Origin of the sequence: Pseudomonas sp. CBZ-4 (assembly GCF_000346755.1) — a bacterium.
Taxonomy (GTDB): Bacteria; Pseudomonadota; Gammaproteobacteria; order Pseudomonadales; family Pseudomonadaceae; genus Aquipseudomonas.
The window spans coordinates 19,901-33,015 of record NZ_ANNV01000074.1 but is presented as its reverse complement, the minus strand read 5'-3'; the positions used below and the strand labels follow the sequence as shown (position 1 = coordinate 33,015).

10 protein-coding genes are annotated in these 13,115 nt (G+C 63.1%); 6 read left to right on the top strand and 4 right to left on the bottom strand.

All coding sequences use genetic code 11. The annotated features are described in order from the left end of the window. Positions 1–62: 62 nt before the first annotated feature. Together B348_RS0109150 and B348_RS0109145 are read right to left on the bottom strand one after the other, a co-directional pair. Positions 63–1,454, bottom strand: a complete 1,392-nt coding sequence (locus B348_RS0109150; protein WP_026136679.1) for a HAMP domain-containing sensor histidine kinase — start codon at positions 1,452–1,454, stop codon at positions 63–65. Next, a complete protein-coding gene (locus B348_RS0109145) occupies positions 1,432–2,115 on the bottom strand; it encodes a response regulator transcription factor (RefSeq protein ID WP_003219726.1) in 684 nt (227 codons plus the stop codon). The genes B348_RS0109150 and B348_RS0109145 overlap by 23 nt, the downstream gene beginning before the upstream one ends. A gap of 324 nt (positions 2,116–2,439) precedes the next feature. Here B348_RS0109145 and B348_RS0109140 point away from each other — a divergent pair, with 324 nt between their 5' ends. Then, entirely contained in the window at positions 2,440–3,324 is an 885-nt protein-coding gene (locus B348_RS0109140) for a hypothetical protein (protein ID WP_017735819.1), read from the top strand. Positions 3,325–3,480: 156 nt separating this feature from the next. Here the strand turns inward: B348_RS0109140 and B348_RS0109130 are convergent, their stop codons facing one another. Further along, the gene (locus B348_RS0109130) at positions 3,481–4,707 is read right to left on the bottom strand and encodes a multidrug effflux MFS transporter (RefSeq protein ID WP_017735818.1); all 1,227 of its coding nucleotides are present in this window, start codon (positions 4,705–4,707) and stop codon (positions 3,481–3,483) included. Positions 4,708–4,799: 92 nt separating this feature from the next. On the opposite strand from B348_RS0109130, the gene B348_RS0109125 reads away from it, so the two are divergent. Further along, positions 4,800–6,278 (top strand): PLP-dependent aminotransferase family protein, encoded by a 1,479-nt coding sequence (locus B348_RS0109125; protein ID WP_017735817.1) that lies wholly within the window; start codon positions 4,800–4,802, stop codon positions 6,276–6,278. Here the strand turns inward: B348_RS0109125 and B348_RS0109120 are convergent. Further along, positions 6,208–7,116: a MurR/RpiR family transcriptional regulator gene (locus B348_RS0109120; RefSeq protein WP_017735816.1), complete on the bottom strand. Its 909-nt coding sequence runs from the start codon at positions 7,114–7,116 to the stop codon at positions 6,208–6,210. The two genes, B348_RS0109125 and B348_RS0109120, sit on opposite strands and share 71 nt — an antisense overlap. A gap of 285 nt (positions 7,117–7,401) precedes the next feature. Here B348_RS0109120 and iolC point away from each other — a divergent pair, with 285 nt between their 5' ends. The 4 genes from iolC to iolD all read left to right on the top strand — a co-directional run bounded on the left by iolC (position 7,402) and on the right by iolD (position 13,113). Continuing rightward, positions 7,402–9,339 carry a 5-dehydro-2-deoxygluconokinase gene (gene iolC / locus B348_RS0109115; RefSeq protein WP_017735815.1) on the top strand — a complete coding sequence of 646 codons (1,938 nt, stop codon included), beginning with the start codon at positions 7,402–7,404 and terminating at the stop codon, positions 9,337–9,339. Between the two features lie 153 nt (positions 9,340–9,492). Continuing rightward, positions 9,493–10,386, top strand: coding sequence for a myo-inosose-2 dehydratase (gene iolE, locus B348_RS0109110; protein ID WP_017735814.1), 894 nt, complete (start codon positions 9,493–9,495; stop codon positions 10,384–10,386). Beyond that, a complete protein-coding gene (iolB, locus tag B348_RS0109105; protein WP_017735813.1) occupies positions 10,383–11,171 on the top strand; it encodes a 5-deoxy-glucuronate isomerase in 789 nt (262 codons plus the stop codon). The genes iolE and iolB overlap by 4 nt, the downstream gene beginning before the upstream one ends. Before the next feature lie 10 nt (positions 11,172–11,181). After that, positions 11,182–13,113 carry a 3D-(3,5/4)-trihydroxycyclohexane-1,2-dione acylhydrolase (decyclizing) gene (iolD, locus tag B348_RS0109100; protein ID WP_017735812.1) on the top strand — a complete coding sequence of 644 codons (1,932 nt, stop codon included), beginning with the start codon at positions 11,182–11,184 and terminating at the stop codon, positions 13,111–13,113. Positions 13,114–13,115: the final 2 nt, after the last annotated feature.

The window sequence follows — 13,115 nt, the reverse complement described above, 5'->3', positions numbered from 1 at the left end:
AGCAAGCTGACCCACCGCCATCGCAGGCAAGCCAGCTCCCACAGGGTTTTGTGGTGTTTGGGTTACTCGGGCATCAGTTGCTGCCGGCATTCGAGCACCAACCGTGCACCGCCGCTCGCGCTGCTGCCCACTTCCAGCTTGAACCCGTGCAGGTTGATGATCGCCGCGACAATCGACAAGCCCAAGCCAAACCCGCCTTGCTGGTCGTTTTCATCCACGCGATAGAAACGCTGGAACACCGCGTTGCGTTCGGCTATCGGGATGCCCGGGCCGGAGTCGTGTACTTCGATGCGCGTGCTGCCGGCGTCGTTCACGGCGCGCAGGATCACTTCACCGCCGGCCGGGGAGAACTTGATCGAGTTGCTCAGCAGGTTGGCCAGGGCTTCGAACAGCAGGGCGCGGTCGCCGGTAATCCAGGGCAGGGATTCCGGGGTGTCGAGCACCAGTTGCAGCTCGCCTTCTTCGGCCAGCGGCAGGTAGAAATCATGCAGTTCGCGCAGCAGCGGCAGCGGGTCCATCACCAGGAAACCCGAGCGACGCTGGTGGTCTTCCAGCTCGGAGATGCGCAGCAAGCCGCGAAAGCGCGCCATCAGGGTGTCGGTTTCGGTAATCGCATCGTCCAGTTTTACCGCGTATTGGGAGTCCTGTTCGGCCTCTTGGCGGATGCGGTAGAGCTGCGCGCGCAGGCGGGTCAGCGGGGTGCGCAGGTCGTGGGCGATGTTGTCGCACACGCCCTTGACCTCGTTCATCAGCTTTTCGATGCGGTCGAGCATGGCGTTGACGATGGCGGCGAGCATGTCCAGTTCGTCACGCCGGTTCGACAGTGGCAGGCGGTGGGTCAGGTCGCCGGCGACGATGGCCTCGGCGCTGGCCTGGATGCCGCGAATGCGCCGCAACGGGCGGCGGCGCAGCAGGTGCCAGCCGGCGGCGCCGGGGATGATGGTCAACGACAGCGCCCACAACAGCGCATGCCAGATGATCCGAGTCACGCCAAACAGCGAACCGTTGGCGCGCACCAGCACCAGCCAGCGGCCGTCGTCGGTGTGGGTGGCCACGGCGTCACAGCTGTCCTTGGGCAACTTGGGGTCGTCGGAGTCGACGCAATTGGCCAGGGCGTGGATCTTGCCGTCCAGCGGCAGGTCGGGCGGCACGGCGCGGATCGGCCCGCTCAGCGGGTTGAATTGTTCGTCGAACAAGCCGTAGGCGTCCACGCCCTTCATGTCGAAGGTCATGCTGGTGGTCAGCGCTTCCACCAGTTCCTCGCCGTCGAAGCGCTGGAACAGGTGCTGGCGCTGCATCAGCGAATGGCGCGAGAGGTCGCCCAGGTAACCGGACACCTCGTAATACAGCACCCCCATGAGGATGCAGCTCCACGCCACAAACAACGAACTGTAGAGCGCCAGCAAGCGGCTGCTGGAAGAACGCCAGCCCTTAGAGGGGTTCAGCAATGACATAACCGGAACCTCGTACCGTGCGGATCAGCGGCGTGAGGCCCGGTGGATCGATTTTCTTGCGCAGCCGCCCGATGTGCACGTCGATCAGGTTGGTGCCAGGGTCGAAGTGGTAACCCCAGACTTCCTCGAAGATCATCATGCGCGAGAGGATCTGCCCGGTGTTGCGCATCAGGAATTCCAGCAGTTTGTATTCCGTGGGCAGCAGGCTCAGCGGTTGCTCGGCGCGGCTGGCTTCGCGGCTGATCAGGTTGAGTTCGAGGTCGGCCACGCGCAGGGCGGTCTCGAATTCCTTGACCGTGCTTTTGCGCCGCAGCAGCACTTCGACGCGGGCGGCCATTTCATCGGAGGCGAAGGGCTTGGTCAGGTAGTCGTCACCGCCGGCGCGCAGGCCGCGCACCCGTTCGTCCACGTCGGAGAGGGCGCTGATCATCAGGATCGGTGTCGACACACCGATGGTGCGCAGGGTGGTCACGATGGCCAGGCCATCGAGTTCCGGCAGCATGCGGTCGAGGGTGATCAGGTCGTAATCGCCGCTCACGGCGCGGACCAGGCCTTCGCGGCCGTTGTCTACCCAATCTACGTCCAGTCCATGGCTACTCAGCTCGGCGACGATCTCGCGGGCTGTTACGGCGTCATCCTCGATGGTCAAAATGCGGGTCATAGGATTACCTGGTGAGCGATTCACACTAGAAGTGCGGGCATTTTGCCAAGAAATGCCTGAACGCTTCCTAAATTAAACTTCATGTTGGCAAAACCACCACCATTTATGCCCCACCGCCGATCCCACAGGTCCTGTGTCTGGCTGGAGGTTGCAGAACGCCTGCCTGGAAGGGGGTGTTCTTGCAAGTTGCATGGTCCTAGGAAGTTCAAGTTATTTAAGTTATTGAAAATACTAGGTATTTAATTTTCAGGCGACTGGCATGGTGCCTGCACTGTCACTCCTGAGACATGTAACACCATTTTTCCTGCCGGGAGCAAAACAACAATGATCACATCCTCATCCACGCTACAAGAATCGAGCGCGCGCTCCGGGGTTTCCTGGGGCGCGATCTTTGCCGGGGCCGCTGCTGCGGCGGCGTTGTCCCTGATCCTCGTGCTGCTGGGCTTCGGCCTGGGCTTTTCGGCGGTGTCGCCGTGGGCCAACAGCGGTATCAGTGCCAAGGGACTGGGCATTTCCACGATTATCTGGCTGGCCTTTACCCAGATCGTCGCGTCGGGCCTGGGTGGTTACATCGCGGGCCGGTTGCGGGTGAAGTGGGCCAATATGCATGGCGATGAGGTGTACTTCCGTGATACCGCCCATGGCTTCCTGTCCTGGGCCGTTGCCACGCTCGTGGCGGCAACCTTGATCGTCGGCTCCGTGAGCAGCGTGGTCGGCGGCAGCGTGCAGGCGGGGGCCAGCGTGGCCTCGGGTGTGACCCAGGCCGTCGGCACGGCGGTGAAGGGCGATGACTTCGGCTACTACGTCGACAGCCTGTTCCGCGATGACCGCCCGGTGGCCGTCAGCGATGATGCCGCTCACGGCGTGGTTGCACGTATCTTCGCCCGCACCCTGAGCAACGATGGCCAACTCGCTGCCGAGGACCGCGCCTACCTGGCCCAGTTGATCAGCCAGCGCACCAACCTCAGCCAGGCGGATGCCGAGGCGCGTATCGACAAGGTGTATGGCGACGCCCGTAAAGCCGTCGAAGACGCCAAGCTCAAAGCCAAGCAGGCCACGGATACCGCCGCCAAAGTGGCCGCCTACACAGCGCTGTGGACCTTCATTGCCCTGCTGATCGGCGCGTTCTTTGCCAGCTTCGCTGCCACCTACGGCGGTCGTCGTCGTGATGCAGTGGTGTATGTCGAAACCGAACACTTTGTCCGTTAATTCAAGGAGAACATCATGCGCTCGATACTGCTTTTTTTCCTCGGTGTGCCTATCCCGGTCATCATCTTGATCGCCATCTTCATGCACTAAACCTGAGCCTGGCTCGGTCCCCTGTGGGAGCGGGCTTGCTCGCGAATGCGGTCTGTCAGTGACTTATCAGTTGACTGGCACACCGCCTTCGCGGGCAAGCCCGCTCCCACATTTGGTTTTGCGCAGCATCAGCCAACCTGTGACCAGCAAGGTGCTTGCGGCGACAGTCATGATCACCAAGGGAGTTGGGGTGCCATCGGACAACAACCCCGTCGCCCAACTGCTCAATGCTGTCAAAAACATCTGGGTAAAAAAGAACAGCCCCGACGCCGTCCCGGCAATCGCGCCGTACGGTTGCAACACCGCCAACTGACAGGCTGGAATCACCATGCCTACCGACACCATGATCACCACCATCGGCAACACGATCGCCAGCCATTCACCCGGCAACACGGCGGTCGCCGCCGCGAGCATCAGGCTGCCCAGCACATTCAATGCGATGGCACCTGCAATCAACCGATCCGGCTCGAACCGCAGCACCAGCCGGCGAAACAGATTCGCCCCCAGCATGTAGCCGCTGATGGTCGCTGCAAACACCAGCGCATAAGCCGTGGCAGACAGGCCATAGCCCCGTTGCAACAACGCCGACGACTCTGCAATGAACGGGAAATACGTGCTGTACACGCAGCCAATGGCCAGGGAATAGCGCAGGAAATAACGGTCGCGCAGGAGCTGACCGTAGATGCGCAACAGATTGCTCGGCGGCGCGGCGGCGACGGCAGGCGGACGGGTCTCGGGCAGGCGGCGAAACACCACCAGGCACAGCACGGCGCCAATCACCCCCAGCAGCACAAACAGGCCGCGCCAGTCGATAAACGGCAGCAGCAGGCTGCCCAGCACCGGCGCGGCCATGGGTGACACGGCCATGGCCATGGAGATCAGCCCCAGCAAGCGCGCCTGCTCGTGACGGTCGAAGTAGTCACGCACGATCACGCGGCCGATCACCGTGGTGCAGCAACCGCCGAGGGCCTGGAACAGCCGCGCGATGATCAGCACCGTGAGGCTGTCGGCCAGGGCACAGGCCACGGTCGCGACGACATACAGCAGCAACCCGGCCAGCAGCACCGGGCGGCGGCCGAAGCGGTCGGTGAGCGGGCCGGCGATCAGCAGGGAAATCGCCGAGCCGAGGGTGTACAGGGTCAGGGTCAGTTGCAGTTGGCTGTCGCTGCTGCGGAAGTGGTCGGCCATGGCCGGCAGGGCGGGCAGGTGCAGGTCCAGGGTGATGCGCGGCAGGGCGATCAGCACGGTCAGCAGCACCAGCCAGAACCCGGTGGAGAGGGCGCGTTGGGTCATGGGAAGTTTCTTCGCAAGGGGTAGGAATCAAACTCTAGCGCCATTGTGGTTTAATCCTCAGGGCCACTTACGACGCAATGGACTGGACCACTATGAGCCGCGGAAAAGCTGCAACTGCCCTGGACCTGCCGCGCCCCGACAGCCTGCGCGCCGGGAAGCAGCAGGGCGCCTACGACGCCCTGCGCGCGGCGATCCTCAACCGGCAGTTGCCGGCCGGCAGCCGCTTGCCGTCCACCCGCAGCCTGGCGCAGCGATGGCTGGTGTCCCGGGGCACGCTGGAAGCAGCGTTTGATCGGCTGCACAGCGAAGGCTATGTGCAGCGGCTGGCGGGCTCTGGCACGCGGGTGTGTGCGGTGATTCCCGAGCAATTCATTGCCGCACCGGTGGCGAGCGCCGCACCGCGCCGCGAGGTCGTACCCGATCAACCGGACGCGGGCGTGCAGAGTCATGTGCCCTTTGTCGCGCGGCGCCCGGATGCCAGCCTGTTCGACTTGAAGGCCTGGGCCCGTTGTATTTCCCGTGGCTTGCTGACGGTAGGGCCGGGCGTGCTCGAAGCGGCCCATCCCGCTGGCCTGCCTGAATTGCGCGCACAGATCGCCGACTACCTGCGCAGCTATCGCGGTATGCAGTGCGAGGCGGATGAAGTGATTGTCACCAGTGGCATCCGCCACGCCCTCGACCTGATTGCGCGCACGGTGCTCAAGCCGGGTGACAGCGCGTGTGTGGAAGACCCCGGTTATCTGCCGGCGCGACGCTTGTTCGCTCTGGCGGGTGCGCAGGTGCACAGTATTCCCGTCACCGCCGAAGGCCTCGACACCGACCAGCTCCCTGACACGGCACGTCTGGCCTACGTCACCCCGGCCCACCAAGCGCCGCTGGGCATGACCCTGACGGTATCGCGGCGCCTGGCGCTGCTGGACTGGGCCGCCCGCGCCGATGCCTGGGTGGTCGAGGACGACTACGACAGCGAATACAACTACAACGCCGCGCCGCTGGCTGCGCTCAAGTCCCTGGACAGTGGCGACCGAGTGATCTACTGCGGCAGCTTCAACAAGAACCTGTTCCCAGGCTTGCGCGTGGGTTTCATGGTGGTGCCCAAAGGGCTACGCCGCTCGCTGCTGCGCAGGTTGCAACTCACCGGGCATTCGGTGGGGGCGACGGATCAGTTGGGGTTGATGGAGTTTCTACGCAGCGGCGCGTTTGTGCGGCATTTGCGTGCTTCACGCCAGGCCTATCAGGCGCGACGCGATGCGCTGCTCGAGTGCCTGGCGGGTTGCACGATCAGCGGCCAGCAGGCCGGGTTGCACTTTGTTTTGTGGTTGCCGGTGGGGGTGGAGGAGGGCGATTTCTGCGCCCGCGCTGCGCAAGTCGGGTTAACGCTGCAACCGCTGGGCAAGTTCTGCCATGTCCAGGGCCTGCCACCGGCGGTGATCATCGGCTACACCGCCCTGACCCTGGCGCAGATCCGCTATCACGGCCGCGCGTTGGCGCAGCTATTGATCAATCATCAAACCCCACCTGCTCGTGAATCTCATCCACCTTCAACTCCAAGCGATACGCCACCGCAATAAACAACGCCTGGCACAGGCACAACGTCGCGCTCAACGAGCGGAAGGCAAACGACGAGCCCTCATTCACCAACAGCACCGCGTTCGCCCGCTTGGCCAGGGGCGACAGGTTGCTGTCGGTGATGATCAGGGTCTTGGCCTGATGATGCTGGGCGATGCGCAGGCAGTGCTGGGTCTCTTTGCCGTAGGGCGTGAAGCTGATGGCGATCACCAGGTCATTGGCGCGCACGCTGCGCATCTGCTCGCGGTAGCTGCCGCCCAGGCCGGAGATCAGGTGGATGCGCTTGTTGGTGTGCTGCAGGTTGTAGACCAGGTAATCGGCCACCGCGAAGGAACGGCGCACGCCGACCACGTAGATATTGTCGGCGTTCACCACCAGGTCCACGGCTTTGTCGAAGGCCACGTCATCCAGTTCCAGCCCCAACCGTTCGATACCGGACAAGGTCGCGTTGACGCATTCGCGCGCCAGGTCGCCGCCGCTGGCTTTCTGCGACTTGTTGGCAATCATGCTGCGGATGCGCTGCTGGTAGTTCTGCACCGGCGTGGTCTTGTGGGTGTAGGCCTCGCGAAACAGCGCCTGCATCTCACTGAAGCCACTGAAACCAAAGCGCTGGGAAAACCGCACGATGGCCGACGGGTGCACTTCGCACTCGCGGGCGATGTCGCTGATGCGGTCCACCATGATGCGGTCGCTCTGCTGGCTCATGTAGCTGGCGATGCGCTTGAGCTGGCGGGGCAGGCTTTCATATTCGTCGGTGATCAGCTGCAACAGACGTTCGGCATTGATCGGAGGGCTGGCGACGGTGTCTTCCAGGGTGGTCTCGGGATCGGTGCGGGACATGGGCAATCCTTCTGGCGTGTTGTTCTGTTGCGCTGATGGGTGGCGCAAGTCTACAGGGTAGGCGCAAAAAAATACCCCGGCATCACGGCCCGCGTGGCCTGCTGAAACGATGCACGGCTGCTGGCGTGCCCCTATGCTGACGTATTGGAAAATATATTCCACTAAAAATAATTCTGGAATAAATATTGATTGCCGTCGCCGGACGTTCTAGTCTGCATCCCACCAAGAGCGTTTGCCGTCGCCACGGCGGCACAACGCAGGCTGATAAAAATAACAGGAGCCAGCATGGGCCAGACTCGTTTTGCCAGTGGGCGTCAATTGGATCTGATTTGCCTCGGGCGCCTGGGCGTCGACCTCTATGCGCAGCAAGTGGGTGCGCGGCTTGAGGACGTGTCCAGCTTTGCCAAGTACCTCGGCGGTTCCTCCGCCAATATCGCCTTTGGCACCGCCCGGCTTGGCCTCAAGTCGGCGATGTTGAGCCGGGTCGGCGACGACCATATGGGGCGCTTCCTCGTCGAATCCCTGGCCCGTGAAGGCTGCGATGTCAGCGGTATCAAGGTCGACCCGGAGCGCCTCACCGCGCTGGTGCTGCTGGGCCTCAAGGACCGCGAAACCTTCCCCCTGGTGTTCTACCGCGAAAACTGCGCCGACATGGCCCTGCGCGCCGAAGACATCAGCGAAGCCTTTATTGCTTCCAGCAAAGCCCTGCTGATCACCGGCACGCATTTCTCCACCGACAGCGTGTACAAGGCCAGCATCCAGGCGCTGGACTATGCGGCCAAGCACAACGTCAAGCGCGTGCTGGATATCGACTACCGCCCGGTGCTCTGGGGCCTGGCGGGCAAGGCCGACGGCGAGACGCGGTTTGTTGCCGACCAGAATGTCAGTGCCCATGTGCAGACGATCCTGCCGCGCTTTGACCTGATCGTTGGCACGGAAGAAGAATTCCTCATCGCCGGCGGCAGCGAAGATTTGCTCACCGCCCTGCGCCGCGTGCGTGAACTGACGCCGGCGACCCTGGTGGTCAAGCTCGGCCCGCAGGGTTGCACGGTGATCCACGGCGCAATCCCTTCGCGCTTGGAAGATGGCGCGATCTATCCCGGCGTGCGGGTTGAAGTGCTCAACGTGCTCGGCGCTGGCGATGCGTTCATGTCGGGCTTTCTCAGCGGCTGGATCAACGACGCCAGCGACGAACGTTGCAGCCAGTTGGCCAACGCCTGCGGCGGTCTTGTTGTGTCACGCCACGCCTGCGCGCCGGCCATGCCGACCCCGGCCGAGCTGGAATACCTGTTCAACAGCCCGGTGCCGATCACCCGCCCCGACCGCGACGAAACCCTGCAACGCCTGCACCGCGTGACGGTGCCGCGCAAAGCCTGGAAGCAGCTGTTCATCTTTGCCTTCGATCACCGCTGGCAACTGGTGGACCTGGCCCAGCGCGGCGGCCAGGACACCACGCGCATCAGCGCGATCAAGCAACTGTTTATCCAGGCCATCGAACGGGTGGAACGCAAGCTGAGCGAGCAGGGCGTCGAGGCCGATGTCGGGCTGTTGGCCGACCAACGCTTCGGCCAGGACGCGCTCAACGCCGCCAGCGGTCGCGGCTGGTGGATCGCGCGCCCGGTGGAAGTACAGAACTCGCGCCCGCTGGCGCTGGAACACGGGCGTTCGCTGGGCAGCAACCTGATCGCCTGGCCCCAGGAGCAAATCATCAAGTGCCTGGTGCAATACCACCCGGACGACGAACCGCTGCTGCGTCTTGAGCAGGAAGCCCAGCTCAAGGCGGTGTATGACGCCTCCGTGGTCAGCGGCCATGAGCTGCTGCTGGAAGTCATCCCGCCCAAGGATCACCCGTCCACGTACCCGGACGTGCTGTACCGCAGCCTCAAGCGCTTGTACAACCTGGGCATCTACCCGGCGTGGTGGAAGATCGAGGCGCAGTCGGCCGAGGATTGGAAAAAGCTCGATGAGCTGATCCAGGAACGTGACCCGTATTGCCGTGGCGTGGTCTTGTTGGGATTGAACGCCTCGGCCGAATGCCTGGCCGAGGGTTTCCAGCAAGCGGGCCAGAGCACGACCTGTCGTGGTTTTGCGGTGGGCCGCACGATCTTCCAGGAGCCGAGCCGTGCGTGGCTGGCGGGGGAAATCGATGATGAGGCTTTGATCCAGCGCGTGCAGGCGACCTTTGAACAGCTGATCAATGCCTGGCGCAGCGCCCGCGCATAAAACTTGAAATGCATTCCAATGTGGGAGCTGGCTTGCCTGCGATAGCGGTCTGCCAGTCACAGATTCATCGCCTGACACACTGCAATCGCAGGCAAGCCAGCTCCCACATAAAGCAGATCTCAGTGCTATCTGAAAACAATAAAAGGTGCAGCCATGCCCGCAATCCGAATTGGCATCAACCCGATTTCCTGGAGCAACGACGACCTGCCGGCCCTGGGTGGTGAAACACCCCTGAGCACCGCCCTGAGCGAAGGCAAGGAAATCGGCTACGAAGGTTTTGAACTCAACGGCAAATTCCCCAAGGACGCCAAAGGCGTCGGCGATGTGCTGCGCCCGTACGACCTGGCGCTGGTCTCCGGCTGGTACTCCAGCCGCCTGGCGCGGCGCTCGGTGGCGGAAGAAATCGAGGCCATCGCCGCTCACGTCGAGCTGCTCAAGCAAAACGGCGCGACGGTGCTGGTGTACGGCGAAGTGGCCGACTCGATCCAGGGCTCACGCATCCGCCTGATCGAACGCCCGCGGTTCCACAGCGAGCAGGCCTGGCAGGAATATGCCGACAAGCTCACTGAGCTGGCGCGTTTCACCCTGTCCCAGGGCGTGCGCCTGGCGTATCACCACCATATGGGCGCCTACGTTGAATCCCCGGAAGACATCGATCAACTCATGAAGCGCACCGGCCCGGAAGTCGGCCTGCTGTTCGACTCCGGCCACTGCTATATGGGCGGCGGCGAGCCCCTCGAGGTGCTGAAAAAACACATCGACCGCGTCTGCCACGTGCACTTCAAGGACGTGCGCAAGCCGGTGGTGCAACTGGCGCGCAACCAGATGTGGAGCTTCCCGGATTGCATCGTCAACGGCACCTTCACTGTGCCCGGCGACGGCGACATCGAGTTTGGCGAACTGCTCGACGTACTGCTGGCCGCGAAGTACGAGGGTTGGCTGGTGGTGGAAGCCGAGCAGGACCCTGCCGTGGCGCCCAGCTATATCTATGCAAAAAAGGGCTATGACACCCTGCGCGCGCTGCTCACCGAGAGGACACAAGCATGAGCCTGTTGGTCAAGAGCAACAAACGCGGGCAAACCATGGTCGCCCTCGAAGACGGGCGCCTGGAGTACGTGGGCTTTAAAGCCTACCGCCTGAGCCTGGGGGAAACCTTGCCGGTCAGCGCCGGTGATAAGGAGCTGTGCCTGGTGCTGCTCAGCGGTCGGGTGAACATCGAAGGCGAGGGTTTCAATTGGCAGAACCTCGGTGATCGCCAGTCGGTGTTTGAAGACAAATCACCGTTTGCCGCTTACCTGCCGCCCGGCACCGTCGCCCAGGTCACCGCCTTGAGCGATGTGCAGATTGCCGTGTGCGCCGCCCCTGGCACCGAAGGCTATGAGCCCCGTCTGATCCGCCCGGACGACTGCAAGCGCAGCGTGCGCGGCAAGGGCGCCAACACCCGCTACGTGTGCGACATCCTGCCGGACACGTCGCCGGCCCATTCCCTGCTGGTGGTGGAAGTGCGCACGCCGTCCGGGCATTCGTCGAGCTACCCGCCGCACAAGCACGACACCGACGATTTGCCGCACCAGAGCTTTCTCGAAGAAACCTACTACCACCAGATCAATCCGCCCCAAGGCTTCGTGTTCCAGCGCGTGTACACCGACGACCGCAGCATCGACCAGGCCATGGCCGTGGAGAACAGCGACCTGGTGGTGGTGCCCAAGGGTTACCACCCGGTCAGCGTGCCGTACGGTTACGAGTCCTATTACTTGAACGTGATGGCCGGCCCCAAGCGTGCCTGGCATTTCCACAACGACCCGCAGCACAGCTGGCTACTGGACCTTTAAGGGGCGCGACATGACCACAACCCGACTGACCATGGCCCAGGCCCTGGTGAAGTTCCTCGACAACCAATACATCGAAGTCGATGGCGTGCAGAGCAAGTTTGTCGCCGGCGTGTTCACCATTTTCGGCCACGGCAACGTGCTCGGCCTGGGCCAGGCGCTGGAACAGGACGCCGGTGACCTGGTGGTGCACCAGGGCCGCAACGAACAGGGCATGGCCCACGCGGCCATCGGTTTTGCCAAGCAGCACCTGCGCCGCAAGGTCTATGCGTGTACCGCCTCCGTCGGCCCCGGCGCGGCGAATATGCTCACCGCCGCCGCGACGGCCACGGCCAACCGTATCCCGTTGCTGCTGTTGCCCGGCGATGTCTACGCCAGCCGCCAGCCCGACCCGGTTTTGCAACAGATCGAGCAGTTCCACGACCTGAGCATCAGCACCAACGACGCGTTCCGTTCGGTGAGCAAATACTGGGACCGCATCAACCGTCCCGAGCAGCTCATGACCGCAGCGATCCATGCGATGCGTGTACTCACCGATCCTGCCGAAACCGGCGCCGTCACGTTAGCGTTGCCGCAGGATGTGCAGGCTGAAGCCTGGGACTACCCCGACTATTTCCTGCAAAAACGCGTGCACCGTATCGACCGGCGCCCGGCCACCACCGCGATGATCGGCGATGCCTTGGCGGCCTTCCGGGGCAAGCGCAAGCCGCTGATCATCTGCGGTGGCGGGGTCAAGTACTCCGGCGCGAATGCGGCGTTGCAAGCGTTTGCCGAGCGTTTTGATATCCCTTTTGCGGAAACCCAGGCGGGCAAGAGCGCGGTGGTCTCCAGCCACCCGTTGAACGTCGGCGGGATTGGCGAAACCGGCTGCCTGGCCGCCAACCTGCTGGCGCCGGAGGCCGACCTGATCATCGGTATCGGCACCCGCTATACCGATTTCACCACCTCGTCCAAGTCGCTGTTCAAGCACCCGGATGTGAAGTTTCTCAACCTCAATATCAGCCCTTGTGACGTGTTGAAGCTCGACGCCGTGCAAGTGCTCGGCGATGCGCAGCTGGCCCTTGAAGCGCTGGCCGACGCCCTTGGCGATTACCGTTCCGGCTGGGGCGAACAGATCGTGGAGGCCAAGGCGCAGCTGGATGCCGAGGTCGACCGCGTGCACCAGGTGGAATACGACGGCGACGGCTTCGTGCCCGAAGTCGATGACCACCTCGACCGTGGCGTCCTGCGCGAATTCATCGAACTGACCGGCTCGTGCCTGACCCAGAGCCGCGTGCTCGGCGTGCTCAATGCCACCCTGGCCGACGACGCGATCATCGTCGCCGCCGCCGGCAGCCTGCCCGGTGATTTGCAACGCGCCTGGCGCAGCAAGGGCGTCAACACCTACCACGTCGAGTACGGCTATTCCTGCATGGGCTACGAGATCAACGCCGCACTGGGGGTGAAACTCGCCGAGCCGAGCAAAGAGGTCTACGCCCTGGTCGGCGATGGCTCCTACATGATGCTGCACTCGGAGCTGGCCACCTCGATTCAGGAGCGACGCAAGATCAACGTGGTGCTGCTGGACAACATGGCCTTTGGTTGTATCAACAACCTGCAGATCGGCAATGGCATGGACAGCTTCGGCACCGAGTTCCGCTACCGCAACCCCGAGAGCGGCAAGCTCGACGGCGACCTGGTGCCGGTGGACTTCGCCATGAGCGCGGCGGCGTATGGCTGCAAGACCTACAAGGTCAGCACCGTGGAACAACTCGAAGCGGCGCTGGCGGATGCGCGCACACAAACGGTGTCGACGCTGATTGATATCAAGGTCCTGCCAAAAACCATGATCCACGGCTACCTGTCGTGGTGGCGGGTGGGGGTGGCGCAGGTGTCTACCAGCGCACGCACGAACGCCGCTGCAAAAAAACTCAATGAACAGCTGGCGAAAGCCCGGCAGTACTAATA